The sequence below is a fragment of the Bacteroides sp. 1_1_14 genome, assembly GCF_000162515.1.
In the GTDB taxonomy this organism is placed as follows: Bacteria; Bacteroidota; Bacteroidia; order Bacteroidales; family Bacteroidaceae; genus Bacteroides; species Bacteroides thetaiotaomicron.
This window is the reverse complement of record NZ_GG774713.1, coordinates 95,531-115,233: the sequence shown is the minus strand read 5'-3', so window position 1 is coordinate 115,233 and position 19,703 is coordinate 95,531. Positions and strand designations below refer to the sequence as shown.

Genomic DNA, 19,703 nt, shown 5'->3' with positions numbered 1-19,703 from the left:
GGTTAGTTAATTATAAAGTTTACTGCACACAAATTACGTAAAGAAGATTGAGTCTACAAAATGTTTTTTCAAAAAAGTTCACTCTGTTTGCAACTTTTCGTATCTTTCGTGCGTCTAATAGTGAAAAATTAAAAGAAAAAAGAAACTTAATAAGGGAAATTGTGATAAAACTAACAGACATTAACAAGACCTACAACAACGGAGCACCTCTCCATGTACTCAAGGGCATCAATCTCGACATTCAGCGAGGTGAGTTTGTTTCCATCATGGGAGCTTCGGGTTCGGGCAAATCTACTTTACTAAACATATTAGGAATACTCGATAACTACGATACGGGGGATTATTATCTGAACAACGTACTTATCAAGGACTTGAGCGAAACGAAAGCCGCCGAGTATCGAAACCGTATGATCGGATTTATTTTCCAGTCATTCAACCTGATATCATTCAAGGATGCCGTAGAAAACGTGGCACTTCCCCTGTTTTATCAAGGTGTGAGCCGCAAAAAGCGGAATGCACTCGCTCTGGAATATCTCGACCGACTGGGACTGAAAGACTGGGCACACCATATGCCAAATGAGATGAGTGGCGGTCAGAAACAACGTGTAGCCATCGCCCGCGCATTAATCACCCAGCCGCAGATCATCCTTGCCGACGAACCGACAGGTGCTCTGGACAGCAAAACTTCCGTAGAAGTAATGCAGATATTGAAAGACTTGCATCGAATGGGAATGACCATCGTCGTCGTAACCCACGAAAGCGGTGTTGCCAACCAAACGGACAAGATCATCCATATCAAAGATGGTATTATCGAACGGATTGAAGAGAACCTCGACCACGACGCCTCTCCATTCGGCCAAAACGGAATTATGAAATAAGTAATAGGTAATAAGTATTAGGTATTAATTCCATGCGGTCACAGCGCAGCCTAATACTTAATACTTAATACTTAATACCTAATACTTATTACCTATTACTTATAACTTATTACTTAAAATATGATTGATATTTGGCAAGAAATATATAGTACCATCAAACGCAATAAGTTGAGGACTTTTCTCACCGGATTTGCCGTCGCATGGGGAATATTTATGCTCATCGTCCTGCTGGGTGCCGGCAACGGGCTGATTCACGCGTTCGAACAGTCGGCTTCGGAACGGGCCATGAACTCCATCAAAATTTTTCCGGGATGGACCAGTAAATCATACGACGGTCTGAAGGAAGGAAGGCGGATACGACTGGATAACAAAGACTTGAATACGACCAATAAGAATTTTCCGGATCATGTCATCAAGGCCGGAGCAACCGTATATCAGGGAGGTGTGAACCTTAGCTTCGGACCGGAATATGTCAACCTGAATCTTTCCGGAGTATATCCCAACCATACGGAAGTGGAAGTAGTAAAACTCTTTAAGGGACGTTTCATTAACGAAATCGACATTAAAGAACGACGGAAAGTAATTGTGCTCCACAAAAAGACTGCCGAAATCCTGTTCGACAAAACACATACTGACCCCATCGGACAATTCGTGAATGCGGGCAATGTTGTCTATCAGGTAGTAGGACTGTACAATGACAAAGGTGACAGCGGAGACAGCGATGCTTATCTTCCGTTCACAACCCTGCAAACGATTTATAATAAAGGAGACAAGCTGAATAACCTCATCATGACCACCAAGAATTTGGAAACAATAGAGTCTAACGAGGAATTCGAAGCCCACTACCGTAAAGTGATCGGCGCCAACCAGCGTTTTGACCCGACCGATCATAGCGCCATCTGGATATGGAACCGTTTCACCAATTATCTGCAGCAACAGCAAGGATCGGCGATGCTTCGTATTGCCATTTGGGTGATTGGCATTTTCACCTTATTAAGCGGAATTGTCGGAGTTTCGAACATTATGCTGATTACCGTTAAAGAGCGTACCCGAGAATTTGGCATCCGCAAAGCGCTCGGAGCCAAACCACTTTCTATCCTTTGGCTGATTATCGTAGAGAGCGTCACGATTACCACCATATTCGGATATATAGGTATGGTTGCAGGTATCGGAGCCACCGAATGGATGAACAATGCCTTCGGAAACCAGACTATGGACAACGGTATATGGTCCGAAACGGTATTCCTGAATCCAACGGTCGACATAGGAATCGCCATCCAAGCTACACTCACATTAGTAATAGCCGGAACATTAGCCGGATTGTTCCCTGCCCGCAAAGCAGTCAGCATCCGACCGATCGAAGCACTTAGAGCCGATTAAAGATTATGAGAATAGACATAGATACTTGTGAGGAAATCCTCATCACCATCACAAGAAATAAAACGAGAAGCCTGCTAACGGCATTCGGCGTATTCTGGGGAATCTTCATGCTCGTGGCGCTTATCGGCGGCGGACAGGGATTGCAGGATATGATGCAAAAGAACTTTGAGGGATTTGCCACCAACTCCGGCTTCCTTGCCGCCCAAAAAACGGGAGAAGCCTACAAAGGATTTCGTAAAGGACGCTGGTGGGATCTGGAAGCCATCGACATCGAACGCCTCCGCTCGCAGGTAAAGGATGTGGAAGTCATCACCCCTTCCGTTGCCCGTTGGGGATCCAACGCTATTTATGGAGACAAGAAATACGATTGTAGTGTGAAAGGATTATATCCCGACTATCTCCATATCGAATCACAAGAAATGGCATACGGGCGTTTTATCAACGACGTAGATATCCGTGAAGCGCGTAAGGTCTGCGTTATTGGCAAGCGTGTTTACGAAAGCCTGTTCAAACCGGGAGAAGACCCGTGTGGCAAATATGTACGGGTAGACGGCATCTACTATCAAGTCATCGGCATGTCTTCTTCCGAAGGAGATATGAACATACAGGGCCGTGCCTCCGAGGCTGTTACCCTTCCATTCACCACCATGCAGCAGACTTATAATCTAGGCGGACAAATTGATGTAATCTGCTTCACCGTCAAACGGGGCGTAAAGGTTTCCGATGTACAACCCCAAATGGAAGAAATCATCAAGGCAGCACACTATATTGCTCCTAATGACAAGCAGGCGCTTATGTATCTGAACGCTGAGGCTATGTTTTCCATGGTAGACAACTTATTCACCGGTATCCATATTCTGATCTGGATGGTAGGTTTGGGTACCTTGCTGGCAGGCGCCATCGGTGTATCGAATATCATGATGGTGACAGTGAAAGAACGCACTACAGAAATCGGCATACGCCGTGCCATCGGTGCACGCCCCAAAGACATCCTGCAGCAAATCTTATCTGAAAGCATGGTCTTGACAACCATCGCCGGCATGTTCGGAATTTCTTTCGCTGTCATGGTGCTGCAACTGGTTGAGATGGGAGCGAACTCCAACGGAGGAGATGCTCATTTCCAGGTCAGCTTCGGATTAGCAGTCGGAACCTGTGCCCTGCTGATCGCATTAGGTATGTTGGCAGGACTGGCACCTGCTTACCGTGCGATGGCTATCAAACCGATTGAAGCGATCAGAGATGAGTAGAAGTGGAAAGTTGAGAGTTAAATGAAGAATTAAAAATTAAACATATATATTCAAGATGAAAAAGTATCTGAAAATCACATTATTGGTAATTATTGCCATAATCCTTGTCGGAACGTTCGTATTTCTTTATCAGAAATCCAAGCCTAAAGTGATCGTATATGAAACACTGGCAGCAGAAGTCACGGACCTTGAAAAGACTACAGTAGCCACCGGAAAGGTAGAGCCGAGAGATGAAATTTTAATCAAGCCTCAGATTTCCGGTATTGTAGACGAGGTATTCAAAGAAGCGGGACAGAGCGTAAAAAAGGGGGAAGTAATCGCCAAAGTCAAAGTAATTCCCGAACTCGGACAACTGAACTCCGCAGAAAGTCGTGTCCGCCTGGCAGAGATCAATGCAAAGCAGGCCGAAACAGACTTTACCCGTATCAAGAAGTTATATGAAGATCAGCTTATCAGTCGTGAAGATTACGAAAAAGGAGAAGTAGCGGTAAAGCAGGCACGGGAAGAGAATCAGACTGCCAAAGATAATCTGGAAATTATAAAAGAAGGAATCACTAAAAACAGTGCTTCATTCAGTAGCACCATGATCCGCTCTACTATTGACGGATTAATTCTGGACGTACCAGTGAAAGCCGGTAACTCCGTAATCATGAGTAATACATTCAACGACGGTACTACCATTGCTACGGTAGCAAACATGAACGATCTGATTTTCAGGGGAAATATTGACGAAACCGAAGTGGGTCGCATCCATGAGGGAATGCCGATTAAACTGACGATCGGAGCTTTACAGAATCTGACTTTTGATGCTATTCTCGAATATATTTCTCCGAAAGGAGTAGAAACCAACGGAGCCAATCAATTTGAAATCAAAGCTGCCATCACTGTTCCGGATACCGTGCAGATTCGTTCCGGCTATTCCGCCAATGCAGAGATTGTGCTCCAGCGTGCCAGCAAAGTACTGGCAGTACCCGAAAGTACGATTGAGTTCAGCGGTGACTCTACATTTGTGTATATCATGACGGACTCCGTACCACAACAGAAGTTCGAACGTACACAGGTGACTACCGGAATGAGTGACGGTATCAAGATTGAGATAAAAAAAGGTGTAACCGCTCAGACCAAATTACGCGGTGCTGAGAAAAAAGATAAATAACTAAACTTCGACTATAACAATGAGAATAAAATTAGCATTCATACTTTTGACCGGAACTATGATAGTTTCTGCACAGGAATCCGAAGTACTATTAAAAAATTATACATTACGCCAATGTATCGATTACGCCATTGAACATAATATCACTGTACGACAATCTGCCAATGAAGTAGAACAAAGCGCTGTTGAAGTTAGCTCGGCAAAGTGGGCACGGCTACCGTCCCTCAACGGTTCCGCTGGAGAGAATTGGGCATGGGGACGTAGTGGAGTTACCGAAAAAGACGCTGATGGAAAAGAATTTCAGGTATATAAAAATACATACAATTACGGTACAAACGTATCACTCTCCGCCAGCATCCCATTGTTTACAGGTTTCGAATTACCTAATCAATATGCGCTTGCCAAACTAAATTTCAAGGCAGCCGTAGCTGATTTGAATAAAGCCAAAGATGATATCGCTATCCAAGTCGCTTCCGCCTATCTGCAAGTACTATTGAACCAAGAGTTGAGACAAGTCGCTATCAACCAGACCAAGCTAAGCAAAGAACAGGCAGATCGGATTGCCCGTCTGCAAGAGGTAGGGAAAGCATCTCCTGCGGAAGTGGCAGAAGGTATGGCACGTGTTGCCCAAGACAAGTTATATGCAACCCAAGCTGATAATAATTATCAGATAGCACTCCTTGATTTAAGCCAGTTGCTAGAATTAGAAACTCCCCGGCTATTCTCCATCCAAAATGCTGATACGACATTTATTCTTAATCCATTGACACCGCCAGACGAAATTTACCAGTATGCACTTACTTCAAAACCGGAAATTCAAGCTGCTCAGTACCGATTGTCCGGAAGCGAAAAAAGTATTCGCATTGCACAAAGCGGTTTTTACCCACAACTCAATTTAGGAGGCAACTGGGGCACAAGTTATTCTTCGGCTCTAACCCCCACTTTCGGACAGCAAATGAAAGACAATCGTAACAAGAGCTTAGGTCTCAGTCTTAGTGTTCCTATATTTAACAGATTTACTACCCGAAATCGTGTCCGCACTGCACGTCTGAGACATCTTAATATGAGTCTGCAGCTGGATAACGCCAAGAAAGTACTTTATAAAGAAATCCAGCAAGCCTGGTATAATGCAGTAGCTGCAGAAAGTAAATATAACTCCAGCGAAGTTGCAGTGAAAGCCAACGAAGAATCTTTTCGGTTGATGAGCGAAAAATTCAATAACGGTAAAGCTACTTTTGTGGAATACAATGAAGCGAAACTAAACCTGACCAAAGCACTGTCGGATAAACTGCAAGCTAAATACGATTATCTATTCCGTACTAAAATACTGGATTTCTACAAAGGAGAAATCATAGAATAGAACAGATTTCCAGCTATTTATCAAAAGCCTTAAAAATAGAATACATCGGAAACGTATTCTATTTTTAAGGATTTACTCATGTTTTCAAACTTCCCCAAAAGCACTTGTTATTTATGTAAGAGATTTCTAAAACATATCCACCGGTTCATCCGTTACTATAGAAAGAACCAACAGTTATGAAACATATAATCATCGCAGTGATTCTAACAATTAGTAATGTATTTTTAGGAATTGCAAAACCAATGAAAAGTCAAGCGGAAATTTATTTTGCAGGAGGATGTTTTTGGGGAACCGAACACTTCCTGAAACAAATCAGAGGAGTAGAAAGTACTCAGGTGGGATATGCCAACAGCACCGTTGCCAATCCCAGTTATGAACAGGTGTGTTCGGGCAAGACAAATGCTGCCGAAACAGTGAAGGTTGTTTATGATCCGGAAGAAGTAAATCTGAGTTTATTGCTCAACCTCTATTTTCAGACAATCGATCCGACCAGCCTCAACCGACAGGGGAACGATCGTGGTACACAGTACAGAACCGGTATATATTATATCAATAAAGCCGATCTCTCCACCATCAATCAGGCGATCCAGGCATTAGCCACTCAATACAACAAACCGATTGCCGTTGAAGTGGAGCCGTTGACAAACTTTTATCCGGCAGAAGTCTATCACCAGGATTATCTGGATAAGAATCCGGGCGGATATTGCCATATCAATCCGGCTTTATTTGAAATGGTACGAAAAGCGAATGCTCCCAAGCCCCCAACTTATCAAAAACCGGACGATGCCACTCTCCGTAAGAAATTATCTGCCGAACAGTATGCAGTGACTCAGAAAAATGCCACAGAACCGGCTTTCCATAATGAGTTCTGGAATGAACACCGCCCTGGCATTTATGTAGATATCACTACCGGAGAACCGTTGTTTGTTTCCACAGACAAATTTGATTCCGGTTGTGGATGGCCCAGTTTTTCCAAACCGATTCAGAAAGAGCTGATCGCAGAGAAGAAAGATACTACTCACGGAATGATACGGACAGAAGTACGCAGCAAGACAGGAGATGCGCATTTAGGACATGTATTTACAGACGGGCCAAAGGACAAAGGCGGATTGCGGTATTGTATCAATAGTGCTTCGCTGCGTTTTATCCCGAAAGAAAAAATGAAAGAAGAAGGATATGGAGAATATCTGCCGCTCATTAAATAGAACAACCTAGTAAACAGCACCGGTTTCAGACAGATACAATAAAAACGGCGGATTCCCTCGTTTGGGTAATCCACCGTTTTCGTTTGTTAAAACCTTAAGAGAGAAAGAGAATTTCACAATCCCCGGTATTGTTATCTTCCGGCAAGTAGCAAGTCTGCTTCATCTGTCACCGGAGTCTGTATATTCATAGCCCAGTTGCCGGCTGATTCTTCAATCCATTTATAGTCATTCCACTTGTAGTTCATATACGCGATCGGCATATTAGCATCATTCAGTTCATAAACACTCTTTTCTACAGAATCATCATAAGCTCTGTGAGAATTATTCCAACGTGCATATACCAATGTGATTTCATTAGAAGAATAAGCATAATCGATCTTGAAATACGGAATCCATTTTTCAGTGGATGAATCCCACTTGAAAGCTTCTTTAGCTGTTACTCTCTTTTGATCATCATAAGTAAAATCATATTTCATGTGACTATAGAGAGAACCATCCAGTCTGTAAATCACCTTCGAAACAACAAGATCATCTACTTTCTCTTCATTAGTAATGAAGTTATTGTCCTGTGCTTTCAACTCTGTATTGGCGATACCGGCAACTACCATTGCCACTAAAACCATCATTCTGAATAATACTGTAGTTTTCATAATTGTATATTTTTTATTAGTTCAACTTTCTTTTTTTGTTCTTCTGTTTATTAGACGGAACGTCTATATGGAATGGTTGCAACTATCTGAACTTTTTTTTCATTTCTTTTGTTGCCCGCCTTCGAATATATAAATGCAATGGGCATGCCAAAAAGATAAATACTTAATAGTCAGCGCAAAGAAGAAAAATTGAGATGTACGAAAATGAACAGTTGTACGCTCATAATCGGACACACTAATAAAAAAAGACTGCTTATATCTTGTTGAACAGAATATTATCTACCTTTGCAGCCAATAACTTATTAAAGGCAAAAGATGAAAAAGAACAGCAAAAAAAGTATTCTTCTTCTATCAATCGGAGGAGGCTTGTTTATCTGCCTTATCAGTATCTATTTGAGCCGCAATATGCTTCTGCAAAGCATAACTAACAAGCGTACGACTCATATCGAACAAACATACGGACTGCAAATTCATTATCAGAATCTACAGATGAAGGGATGTAGCGAAATTACTCTGCAAGGGCTTTCCATCGTTCCCGACCAACGGGATACCCTTCTTACACTACAATCTGTCAATGTCAGACTGAATTTTTGGGAACTGCTGAAAGGAAATATTGAAGTCCGCAACGTCCACATGAATGGACTGGCAATCGCTTTTATCAAACGGGACAGTGCAGCCAACTATGATTTTCTATTCTCCGGACACCGCCCGGAAGCAACCACAGAGCCCGTCATAGAAACCAATTACGCCCATCGCATCAACCGGATATTAAACCTGATATATGGTTTCCTCCCCGAAAACGGTCAACTGACTCAACTTAATATAACCGAACGGAAAGACAGCAATTTCGTAACAGTCAATATCCCCACCTTTACAATCGAAAACAATCGCTTTCAGTCCACTATCAAAATAAAAGAAGATACACTGACTCAACAATGGGAAGCAGCAGGAGAACTGAACAGAAAGGTACATACCCTGCAGGCAGAACTTTTTGCCACAGAGCAAAAGAAAGTTTCACTACCGTATATCAACCGCCGTTTTGGAGCAGAAGTTACTTTCGATACCTTATATTATAGTATGACTAAAGAAAATCGTACCGAAAACCAACTGCAACTTGACGGTAAGGCGAAAGTAAGTGGACTTGATGTATTTCACAAAGCACTCTCTCCCGAAGTGATCCATCTAGATCGCGGACAACTCACGTATCAGATGAATATCGGCAAGCAAACGCTGGAACTGGACAGTACGACGACGGTATTATTCAACCAAATAAAATTTCATCCTTATCTGCGGGCAGAAAAGAATGAAAATCAATGGCACTTCACTGCTGCCACAGATAAATCATGGTTTCCGGCCGACGAACTATTCAGTTCTTTGCCCAAAGGCTTATTCAGCAATCTGGAAGGTATAAAAACAAGTGGTGAGCTGGCTTATCATTTTCTGTTAGATATCGATTTTGCCCGACTAGACAGCCTTAAGTTTGAGTCCGAATTGAAAGAAAAAGATTTTCGGATAATAGAATATGGTGCAACATCTCTTTCAAAAATGAGTGAAGAGTTTGTCTATACCGCCTATGAAAACGGAATACCGGTCAAAACATTTCCTGTCGGACCTTCATGGGAACATTTTACTCCTTTGGACAGCATTTCTCCATTGCTGCGAATGTCTGTCATGCAAAGTGAGGACGGAGCTTTTTTCTACCACAAGGGCTTTTTGCCTGATGCAATGCGTGAAGCTTTGATTTATGACCTGCAAGTCGAACGTTTCGCCAGAGGAGGCAGCACAATTACCATGCAGCTGGTAAAAAACGTATTTCTCAACCGGCACAAGAACTTTGCCCGCAAATTGGAAGAAGCACTCATCGTATGGCTGATAGAGACAGAAAGGCTGACTTCTAAAGAACGTATGTATGAAGTTTATCTGAATATAGCCGAATGGGGACCGCTAGTTTACGGTATTCAGGAAGCCTCTGCCTATTATTTCAACAAACGCCCTTCGCAACTTACGACCGAAGAAAGTATTTTTCTGGCTTCTATTATCCCGAAGCCTAAACACTTCCGCAGTTCCTTTGCGGAAAACGGACGGTTGAAAGAGAATATGGAAGGCTATTATAAATTGATTGCCGGACGCCTCGCCAAGAAAGGGTTAATAAGTGAAATCGAGGCGGATAGTATCCGCCCCGATATCCAAGTTACGGGCGACGCCCTGAATAGTCTAGTCGGCGAAACGCCGGAGTCCAGTTCTCCTACCGCTGAGGAGCAATAATTTATTAATAAAGGAATAGGTTTTATCTTCTTGAGCTGCTTCCTCTTTCTGAAGAACGGGAAGAAGAGCCTCGGTTGCTGTTGCTTCTCGAACTTTCTGAAGATGAGCTTCTTTCTGTTGATCTGCCGGATACGTTCCCTCTGCTGGAACTACTGCCGGAATTGCTGTTCCTACCGGAGCTGCTGCCACGGTTTGTGCTCGTACCACTACTTGTCGGACGGCGACTGGAATTCGAAGACCCTGAATTCGTTTCCGGACGACGATTAGAATTCGGAGTACTTGTACTCGTTCCCGGACGACTTCCTGAATGACGATCTCCTTCACCTCTGTTGTGGCCTCTGCCCGGAGTTACTTCCTTGTTCGGTTTATCATTTCTGCCCGGAGTGGACGGTCTGCTTGGAATAGACGGTCGTTCATTGACCGAAGGTCTTTCAGAGTTGGAAGATCTTCCGGAAGTGGACGGCCTGCCCGATGTAGATGGTCTGCCTGAAGTGGACGGTCTGCCTGAAGTGGACGGTCTATGGTCCGTTTCAGGACGAGGACGGAAAGTATTTCCCGGACGTCCTGATGTATTAGGCCGTGACGTTGTTCCCGGACGTCCCGAAGTACCCGGTCGGGTAGGTGCATTATGCGGACGAACGGAAGTGTTCGGACGGAAACGTACAGAACCGAAGTCTGAACGACGATAAGAATGGAATACCCGCTGATCTCTTACCCGATATGGCGTAGGATAGTGCACAAGATTATTATATCTTCCCCGATAATAACTCACATGATGAATATGCGGACGATAATGTGCACCACAGTAAGTCCGATAATGATAAGGTACACCAAAATAAAATAAACTACGATTTGGATAATTGATATAAATCCGGAAATTCCATCTTCCTCCGGTGACATAAATCGGACGATAGAAATACTCAGCTCCCAGGAATCTGCGGTATTGCGCATCGCTCAACACCCAACGAAGATCATCGTTACGAATATCCAGCGCTTCATAGTAATCATCCAATGCCCACTCATCACCCCGTACTACATAATCCATAATATTACGAAGCGAATAAATGAAATCATAGTTAATCTCATACACGTCATTATATTGAGGATTATTCAGATCCAGTTCGTATGCCATCTTATCAGTAAGAAAACGTGTCTCCTTACGTACCTTGCTGGTACTCATTCCCGCCATTACGGTGGTACTGGCAGTCACGACTAATAATATAAATAGAATTCTTTTCATGGTTTCATTCTTTTTTAGTTACGTCCGCTATCGTAAGATTCCGCAAACTCCCTCATCTCTCTCTTGTCCATCTCAAAAGTGAAAACATCCGTCAGTATGGAGAAGTTCTTCTTATCTGCGATTTTCGGATAAAGTTTCTTTATCATATTCTTTTTATCTGTCTGAAAAGTACACATATCCACCAATTTACGGCATTGGGCACAAGTGAATCCCGAAGGAGGTACAACTTCATCCAGCATCCTGGTACGGTCAGACTCAAAAGATTTACCTCTATACTCATTGAAGAAACGGTCAAAATCGGCTGAACTCATAGCTCTGGGCCGTACATATCCTACGTCTCCCGGTCGTTGGTCACCGTGGTAAGCCTGGATATATTCCTTCATCTTGTCACGGTCAAAAGACGAAAAGAGCTTATTGACGACCGAAGCAAAATTTTCTTTATCCACAATTTGCGGATACATACGTTTCATCACAGTCATCTGGGCATCCGAACCACTTATCTGATCAATGATCTTTCCGCATTGGGCAGAAGTAAAATTGCAATCCAACAAAACGTCATCTATATATTTAATCTGCTCATCAGACATGATCACCATCCGGAAATCACTAAGAAAACGATCAAACTCATCACGCATCATAAGTGTTCTGCGACGGGGATTTTCTTCATAGCGTGGCGGACGAACCGGATCCGTATTAGTTACAACAACGGAAGGAGACATCACAACCGGAGGCGGCGGAAGAAGTATTTCATCACCATTAAAGGTATCCATACCCGTAACTCTTCCATCTGCAAAATATACAATAATCTTGATCGAGTTGCCGTAAAGCACTGAAGAAATCCGGTGGTACTCCCATTCCTCACCACCTCCGTCAAAACGTCTGTAATCCGGTTTACCCAAGATTTTTTCTACATTCTGCCGGGACATTCCCTGCTGAACCTCCATCACTTGCTTGTTGGATACGTAATAAGTAGAACAGCTACCGAGTATTACCCACAACGTGAAAAACAGGATTATATGTATATTTTTCATAACCGTATCGTTTTTAGTGAACTAATGTATGATCAGCGTCCTTCGTATTCCTTGATGAAATCGTTCATTTTGGTCTTGTTACTGGAGAATGTAAGAGTACCGATCACTGTAAAGAAAGCCTCTTTATCTACAATATTGGGATACATCATTTTCATAATCTTCAGCCGTTCATTATCAAAGGTATAGAACTTCACCAGTTGAAGACACTGCTCCGATGTAAAATCAGAGTTCGCCAATGCAGTTGTAATCAACCCTATACGATCTTTTTCAAAAGGTTCATTCTTCACACTATCAAAGAACTTCTTGAAAAGTTGGTCATTCATCACTCTATCGTAGCGGTTATAGTCCGGACGGTGTCCACCCTGACCGGCTCCCGGTCTTCCGGGTCTGCCCGGACGGATATCTCCACGTTCTTCTACAATGATATCTTTTACTTCGTTTCCGTTAAAGTAAACACGGTCATTATACAACCGTTCTCCTTTCCATACACGTTCTCCCGGACGAGTCGGGCGGGAAGCGTACACTTCAATAGTATAATTTCCCGGTTTCAGATTGGCAACGAAACAAGTAGTAGTAGGATAACACATCTGCCTTCCGCCAAAATAAACAAGAATCGGAGTATCTCCGCCATCAATCCGGATTCCGCTGACAGGCTGCGCTTTTAAAGAAAGGGCAGCGAGCAAAATACAGAAACTTATTATTATCTTACGCATAGCTTATCTGTTTTTAAAATTATTATCTTTAACTGATATCACAAAAATAGGGTGAGAAAACTCCCCACCCCAATGATTCTCTCTATTCCTGCATAGGGATTTCCCTATTCTGTTTAGGATTCTGCCAAAGTGATGCCGTTCTCATGCAAAGAAATCAATCGTTTCTTATACAAGTCACCTACACCTTTCTTAAAAGTTTTCTTGCTGACACCAAAGGTATCGTAAATATCTTCCGCAGGACTTTTATCGTTCAGATTGATCCGTCCGCCATGTTCCCGAATATACTCCAACAGTGTCTTCGAGAAATCATCGACTTTCTCAAATCCCGGTTTCTGAAGTATCAGGTCCACCTTACCATCTTCGCGTACCTGTTTCACAAACGCCTTCATCTGCATACCGGTCTCCAATGCACGGAATATTTCATTTTCATACAGCAATCCGCTATACTTATTGTCTATAATCGCTTTGAAACCCAAGTCCGTCTTCTGCCAGATCAGAATATCCACTTCCGCACCCGGAGCATAATCGGGCATATCTTTCGACAGGTAGCGTTCTACCTTCGCCGAAGCTACAATACGATAACTTTCCTCATCCACATGAGCATGGACCACGTAGGATCTTCCCACCTGCATTTTCATCTTCTGCTCACTGAAGGGTACAAATAAGTCTTTCATCAATCCCCAGTTGAGGAATGCCCCGAACTGGTTCACCCAAAAGACTTCGAGACAGGCGAACTGCCCTACCTGCACCAACGGAGTCAGCGTCGTGGCAATCAGTCTTTCGTCAATATCCAGATAAAGAAATACATTCAACATATCCCCTACCTTACAGTCTTCGGGTACATAACGGGTGGGCAGCAGGATTTCACCTTCATCTCCTCCGTCGAGATACAAACCGAAATCGACTTCCTTTACCACTTCGAGTTGGTTGAATTTTCCTAATTCGATACTCATACTTTTATCTATTTATTATATAATGAGCAAAGATAATCTATTTTAGGCACATCCCTTTCATCAGACAGGTATAACTTTTCGTTATCAAACAAAACTATTTTCAATGAACAATCATCCGATTAAGTCGTTATCTTTGTAGCGGTAATAAGCAAGAACAGATTATTCATCTTTAAACATATATAATTATGGAATTTTTAACCAACGAGAAACTTACGATTGTAGGAGCAGCCGGAATGATCGGCTCCAATATGGCTCAAACAGCTATGATGATGAAACTCACTCCGAATATTTGTCTATATGATCCTTTTGCTCCCGCTCTGGAAGGCGTGGCAGAAGAATTATATCACTGCGGTTTCGAAGGCGTGAATCTGACTTATACTTCCGATATCAAAGAAGCATTGACAGGAGCCTCTTATATCGTATCTTCCGGTGGTGCAGCCCGCAAAGCAGGCATGACCCGTGAAGACTTGTTGAAAGGAAATGCTGAAATTGCCGCTCAGTTCGGTAAAGATGTCCGCCAATACTGTCCGAATGTAAAACATATCGTTGTCATCTTTAACCCTGCTGATATCACAGGATTAATCACACTGCTTTATTCCGGTCTGAAACCGTCTCAGGTTTCTACACTGGCAGCACTGGACAGCACCCGTCTGCAGAATGAACTGGTGAAATATTTCCATATTCCCGCTTCCGACATTCAAAACTGCCGTACGTATGGCGGACATGGAGAACAGATGGCCGTATTCGCCTCAACTACCAAAGTAAAAGGCGAACCGCTGACTGATTTCATCGGAACTACCCGTCTTCCGCTGACAGAATGGGAAGCATTAAAAGTACGTGTCATACAGGGTGGCAAACATATCATCGATCTTCGTGGCCGTTCTTCTTTCCAAAGCCCGGCTTATCTTTCTATCGAAATGATCGCTGCCGCAATGGGTGGACAACCGTTCCGCTGGCCTGCCGGTACTTATGTTTCCAATGGTAAATTCGACCACATCATGATGGCTATGGAAACTTCCATTACGAAAGATGGCGTTACTTACAAAGAAGTGGCCGGATCTCCTTCCGAACAGGAAGAACTGGAAAAGAGCTACGAACATCTGTGCAAACTTCGCGATGAAGTGATTGAAATGGGGATCATCCCGGCAATCAAAGACTGGCATTCTCTGAATCCCAATATTGACTAACCAGTATCATTAATATAATAAACACCGGAACTCAACGATATTTTTCCGTTCGAGTTCCGGTGTTTTTCTTTTACCATTACTGCTTGTCTGCAATTAATCCTACACTTTTGAGCACTCCGCACACACTCCCTTTACTACATAATTCACACTATGCAAAGTGAATCCTTTCGGTAAGTCGATAACCGGAATATGAATCTTTTCCAAACAAAATGTCCGATGGCATTTCTCGCAATAAAAATGTGAATGCAGGTCTTTCAGGACACAGTTGCAGGAATCATCGCAAACGGCATACTTCCACGAACCGCTTCCGTCGTCTATGCTATGTATCAGATGATGAGACAAAAAAAGCGTGATTGTACGGGATATAGTCGATTTATCAACCGTATCCAGCAACGTTTCAAGATCAAGCTGAGACACGGCACGCCCCGCTTCCATCATACTTTTCAATATGAGAAGTCTGATAGCCGTCGGCTTGATGTCTCTTTTTGCCAACTTATCCAGATAAACTTTTTCTTCCATATTCTTTTATTTTATCATTTTCTGTATCCTTACGGCATTCATGATAGCAATCAGTGCTACACCAACATCGGCGAAAACAGCTTCCCAAAGTGTAGCCAGTCCACCGGCTCCCAAAATCAGTACCAGCAGTTTCACACCAAACGCCAGTGAAATATTCTGCCATACAATCCTTCGCGTCAGTTTTCCTACCTTTATCGCTTCAGCCACTTTGGAAGGCTGGTCGGTCTGTATCACCACATCAGCCGTTTCAATAGCCGCATCACTGCCTAGTCCGCCCATGGCAATACCTACATTACTTAAAGCCAGTACCGGAGCATCATTCATGCCGTCGCCCACAAAGGCAACCTGGTTCTCCGTATGTTGGCGCAATTCTTCCAAATGCTTCACTTTCCCGTCGGGGAGCAAATCACCATAGGCTTCCGAAATACCCAGCTTCTCTGCAAAGTTACTAACAATACTTTGTTTATCACCGGATAATATCTGAATGTTTTGAATTCCCAATGCTTTCAGGTTCTGAATGGCGATCTTTGCATCCTCTTTCAGACTGTCGGATAATAGCAGATAACCGGCATACTTGTTTCCTATCGCACAGACAACGATCGTATCTGTAATGGAAAGAAGTTCGGGCGGATATTCTATCTGAAATTTTGAAAGCAAACGCCCATTACCTGCCAAAACCTGAATTCCATTTACGGCAGCTTCCAGTCCGAGACCTGCATACTCCTTACTGTCGGTTACAGAGGAAAGCTCGATATCCCGCCGTCCGGCATAATTCACCACAGCCTTAGCAATGGGATGTGTACTGCTGCTTTCTACCGAGGCTATCATCCGGATTAATTCTTCTTCGGATACACCGGATTCACAGTTACAAGACTGCACTTCAAACGTACCTTTGGTAAGGGTTCCCGTTTTATCAAACACGACTGTATTAATCTTCGTAACAGCATCCAGATAATTTCCACCTTTAAATAAAATTCCCAACCGGGAAGCTGCCCCGATGCCTCCGAAGTATCCTAACGGAATACTGACCACCAAAGCGCACGGGCATGAAATCACAAGAAAGACCAAAGCCCTGTACAGCCAGTCATTAAAAGTAAATAAGAACTGGGGAGTGATCAAGGAATAAATAAACGGCAGTAAAACAATCAGAACCGCCAGCCCTATCACAATCGGAGTATAAACACGGGCAAATTTACGGATAAACAGTTCTGCCGGTGCTTTGCGTTCGGAGGCATTCTGAACAAGTTCCAGAATACGGGCAAGAGCACTTTTATCAAAAGGTCTGATCACCTTGATACGGATTACTTTATCGGTAACAATCATTCCGGCAAGTACTTCCTCACCCATCCGGATACTTCGGGGCACACTCTCACCTGTCAATGCCGCCGTATTGAAAGCAGCTACCTCATTGAGCATCATTCCATCCAAAGGAACTCTTCCTCCTGTCTTTATTTCAATTGTTTCTCCTACTTTTACGTTTTGAGGATTCTCAATAATGACACGTCCATCTCTGACTACTGCCGCTTCTTCCGGACGGACATCCAGCAGAGCTCCGATATTACGCTTCGCCTTATCAACAGCCTTTTCCTGAAACAGTTCTCCGACGGAGTAAAACAACATCACCGCTACTCCCTCCGGATATTCACCGATATAAAACGCTCCAAGCGTAGCTACAAACATCAGCGTAAACTCACTGAAATAGTCCTTATCCTTCATACTCTCCCAAGCCTCTTTCATAACGGGCAGGCCGACCGGAAGATAAGCCACGACATACCATATCAGAGAGAAATATCCTTCACGGAAGAAAGGTAACTCCAGAGCGTTCATGATGATTCCACTTATCAACAGGATAAATGAAAGTCCCACTTTCCAATATTCAGCGAATATTGATTCTTTCTTTTCAATATGTTTTTCGGGTGCACATTCGTGTGTATGTGCGCAACAACTACAATGTCCCATAATCATTCTTTCTTTTTTATCTGCTGCAAAGGTAGCGAATGATTCGTGCAACAAAGTTGCAAAAGAAGATGCCATAGCCAATCTCCAAATAAATATCGTTCAAGGGATTGGCATATAAAGAAAGTTTCCTATTTTTGTATCTAAACAAAAAAATGGGCACAGCCCCACATATATAAATGGGAATAAGTAATATAAAACAATTATATAGCGAATGGAAATCGCTTCAGCCTCTTAAGCCTGAGGACCTGAAACGTTGGAATGATAAATTCAAGTTAGAGTTTAATTATAACTCTAACCACTTGGAAGGAAATACACTGACATACGGACAAACAAAACTATTATTAATGTTCGGTGAAACTTCGGGTAATGCCAGCTTGAAAGATTATGAAGAGATGAAAGCTCACAACGTAGGACTGGAAATGATAAAGCAAGAGGCGCAGGACAAAGAACGTCCGCTGACTGAAAGTTTTATTCGCGAATTGAACCGTACCATCCTTGTGCAGGACTATTGGAAGAACGCCAAAACACCCGACGGACAAGACATCCGTATGCAGATAAAAGTAGGCGAATATAAATCACGCCCCAATTCCGTACTGACCGCAACAGGAGAAGTTTTCAGTTATGCTTCGCCCGAAGAAACTCCGGCATTTATGACGAGCTTGGTAGACTGGTACAACCTGGAAGCAGATAAAGGAATACTGACTCCTGTTGAATTGGCCGCGTTGCTTCATTACCGTTATATCCGCATTCATCCCTTCGAAGATGGCAACGGACGCATTGCCCGTTTATTAGTAAACTTTGTGCTGCACCGTTATGGATATCCGATGATCGTTATTCACTCCGAAGATAAATCCAACTATCTGAACATCCTCCATCAATGTGATGTAGAAGCAGGATTAACCCCTTCAGATGGTGCTAATGCCACTTTGAATGATATATTACCATTCGTCAACTATTTGAGCAGTTGCCTGATACGCAGTCTGACACTCGCAATCAAAGCCGCCAAGGGAGAAAGCATAGAGGAAGAAGGTGATTTCGATAAGAAAATAGCGATGTTACAGCGTAGATACTCAGATAAAGCTATCGAAAAAAGCAGCCGTTCCGTAGAACAGGCAAGAAGTGCTTTTTTTGAATTGGCCGTTTATGTGGAGCAAAAGATCAGTGGACTCCAAAAGCTATTTGACAGAACATTTATAACCAACACTCCCACTTGGAACATGGCTAAAAAAATAAATACACCCAATCCTGATGAGCCAATTATCCAGTCACACATTTTATATACTAAGTCAAAAGAGTATGGCTTTGTAGAGGATATCATACGTTTATCCAAGAAATCTCAGGTTGACTACTTTAAGCTAAAATATGATGCAGTAACTTTTCATTTTAATCATTGCCGATATGCAGGCGATAATACTTTTGATTTCCCATTCTGTATTTATATTCAATACTTGTCAGATGGATGTGAAGTAAGCTGTGACATCACATCCGATTCTGTGAAACTGTCTTATAATCCGGATGTTTTGGCTGAAGAAGGCAAAGAATACATGGATACTGCTTGCAACGAACTACTCAAACTACTTGAAGAAAAAATGAATGATAAGTCACCAGAAAACTAAATCAATAACTCATAATCCACCACATCCAGCCAACGGCCAAACTTTAATTTTTCCTTCTCGAAGCAGGATACTTGCTTGAATCCGATTCAGCTATGCCGCCAGCGAAACAGTACACCTAGGCTTCCAACCGTTTCTCACTAGAGTTAATAAAACACTTTGTTATTGTCACTTGTCACTTTTAAAGGATAAGTTCCTTATTATTAAGGCAGTAATGGTGATAATAGGTGGTGATAATAAGGTGATAATAGAACTTTTTCTGGTTTCTATTATCACCTGCTTTTAATAAGAAACAGGATTAACACGCTGATTAACAACTATAAAACAGACTATTCAGAAGCATTGGC

The 19,703-nt window shown here is 42.8% G+C and carries 16 protein-coding genes and 1 pseudogene; 9 read left to right on the top strand and 8 right to left on the bottom strand.

Annotated elements, in window-relative coordinates; genetic code table 11:
- Positions 1–161 precede the first annotated feature (161 nt).
- The 6 genes from HMPREF9007_RS01890 (at position 162) to msrB (ending at position 7,226) form a co-directional block, all read left to right on the top strand.
- Positions 162–878, top strand: coding sequence for an ABC transporter ATP-binding protein (locus HMPREF9007_RS01890; RefSeq protein ID WP_008763622.1), 717 nt, complete (start codon positions 162–164; stop codon positions 876–878).
- A gap of 120 nt (positions 879–998) precedes the next feature.
- On the top strand, positions 999–2,258 hold the full coding sequence (locus HMPREF9007_RS01895; protein WP_008763621.1) for an ABC transporter permease: 1,260 nt from the start codon (positions 999–1,001) through the stop codon (positions 2,256–2,258).
- Between the two features lie 5 nt (positions 2,259–2,263).
- Complete coding sequence (locus HMPREF9007_RS01900; RefSeq protein ID WP_008763620.1) at positions 2,264–3,505, top strand: ABC transporter permease; 1,242 nt, start codon at positions 2,264–2,266, stop codon at positions 3,503–3,505.
- A gap of 55 nt (positions 3,506–3,560) precedes the next feature.
- Positions 3,561–4,661, top strand: coding sequence for an efflux RND transporter periplasmic adaptor subunit (locus HMPREF9007_RS01905; protein ID WP_008763619.1), 1,101 nt, complete (start codon positions 3,561–3,563; stop codon positions 4,659–4,661).
- A 19-nt stretch (positions 4,662–4,680) separates the two neighbouring features.
- Entirely contained in the window at positions 4,681–6,021 is a 1,341-nt protein-coding gene (locus HMPREF9007_RS01910) for a TolC family protein (RefSeq protein WP_008763618.1), read from the top strand.
- 176 nt (positions 6,022–6,197) lie between these two features.
- Positions 6,198–7,226 carry a peptide-methionine (R)-S-oxide reductase MsrB gene (msrB, locus tag HMPREF9007_RS01915; RefSeq protein ID WP_008763617.1) on the top strand — a complete coding sequence of 343 codons (1,029 nt, stop codon included), beginning with the start codon at positions 6,198–6,200 and terminating at the stop codon, positions 7,224–7,226.
- Between the two features lie 131 nt (positions 7,227–7,357).
- Here msrB and HMPREF9007_RS01920 read toward each other — a convergent pair whose 3' ends face one another.
- On the bottom strand, positions 7,358–7,876 hold the full coding sequence (locus HMPREF9007_RS01920; RefSeq protein ID WP_008763616.1) for a DUF3836 domain-containing protein: 519 nt from the start codon (positions 7,874–7,876) through the stop codon (positions 7,358–7,360).
- Positions 7,877–8,191: 315 nt separating this feature from the next.
- Between HMPREF9007_RS01920 and HMPREF9007_RS01925 the strand changes: the two genes are divergently transcribed.
- A complete protein-coding gene (locus HMPREF9007_RS01925) occupies positions 8,192–10,141 on the top strand; it encodes a biosynthetic peptidoglycan transglycosylase (RefSeq protein WP_032850772.1) in 1,950 nt (649 codons plus the stop codon).
- Between the two features lie 22 nt (positions 10,142–10,163).
- Here HMPREF9007_RS01925 and HMPREF9007_RS01930 read toward each other — a convergent pair whose 3' ends face one another.
- The 4 genes from HMPREF9007_RS01930 to HMPREF9007_RS01945 all read right to left on the bottom strand — a co-directional run bounded on the left by HMPREF9007_RS01930 (position 10,164) and on the right by HMPREF9007_RS01945 (position 14,078).
- Entirely contained in the window at positions 10,164–11,381 is a 1,218-nt protein-coding gene (locus tag HMPREF9007_RS01930; protein WP_032850771.1) for a hypothetical protein, read from the bottom strand.
- A 14-nt stretch (positions 11,382–11,395) separates the two neighbouring features.
- On the bottom strand, positions 11,396–12,412 hold the full coding sequence (locus HMPREF9007_RS01935) for a DUF4476 domain-containing protein (RefSeq protein WP_032850770.1): 1,017 nt from the start codon (positions 12,410–12,412) through the stop codon (positions 11,396–11,398).
- Positions 12,413–12,444: 32 nt separating this feature from the next.
- Entirely contained in the window at positions 12,445–13,125 is a 681-nt protein-coding gene (locus HMPREF9007_RS01940) for a DUF4476 domain-containing protein (protein ID WP_008763611.1), read from the bottom strand.
- A 113-nt stretch (positions 13,126–13,238) separates the two neighbouring features.
- A complete protein-coding gene (locus HMPREF9007_RS01945) occupies positions 13,239–14,078 on the bottom strand; it encodes a S1-like domain-containing RNA-binding protein (RefSeq protein ID WP_008763610.1) in 840 nt (279 codons plus the stop codon).
- A gap of 185 nt (positions 14,079–14,263) precedes the next feature.
- On the opposite strand from HMPREF9007_RS01945, the gene HMPREF9007_RS01950 reads away from it, so the two are divergent.
- A complete protein-coding gene (locus HMPREF9007_RS01950; RefSeq protein ID WP_008763609.1) occupies positions 14,264–15,265 on the top strand; it encodes a malate dehydrogenase in 1,002 nt (333 codons plus the stop codon).
- Positions 15,266–15,364: 99 nt separating this feature from the next.
- Here the strand turns inward: HMPREF9007_RS01950 and HMPREF9007_RS01955 are convergent, their stop codons facing one another.
- Both HMPREF9007_RS01955 and HMPREF9007_RS01960 read right to left on the bottom strand, forming a co-directional pair.
- Positions 15,365–15,784 (bottom strand): transcriptional regulator, encoded by a 420-nt coding sequence (locus tag HMPREF9007_RS01955; protein ID WP_008763608.1) that lies wholly within the window; start codon positions 15,782–15,784, stop codon positions 15,365–15,367.
- Positions 15,785–15,790: 6 nt separating this feature from the next.
- Complete coding sequence (locus HMPREF9007_RS01960) at positions 15,791–17,743, bottom strand: heavy metal translocating P-type ATPase (protein WP_032850776.1); 1,953 nt, start codon at positions 17,741–17,743, stop codon at positions 15,791–15,793.
- Between the two features lie 176 nt (positions 17,744–17,919).
- Here HMPREF9007_RS01960 and HMPREF9007_RS01965 point away from each other — a divergent pair, with 176 nt between their 5' ends.
- Positions 17,920–19,359 (top strand): Fic family protein, encoded by a 1,440-nt coding sequence (locus tag HMPREF9007_RS01965; protein WP_008763606.1) that lies wholly within the window; start codon positions 17,920–17,922, stop codon positions 19,357–19,359.
- Here the strand turns inward: HMPREF9007_RS01965 and HMPREF9007_RS26595 are convergent.
- Positions 19,356–19,445: pseudogene (locus HMPREF9007_RS26595) on the bottom strand (N-acetyltransferase); the annotation flags it as partial. The gene HMPREF9007_RS01965 and the pseudogene HMPREF9007_RS26595 sit on opposite strands and share 4 nt — an antisense overlap.
- Positions 19,446–19,703 lie beyond the last annotated feature (258 nt).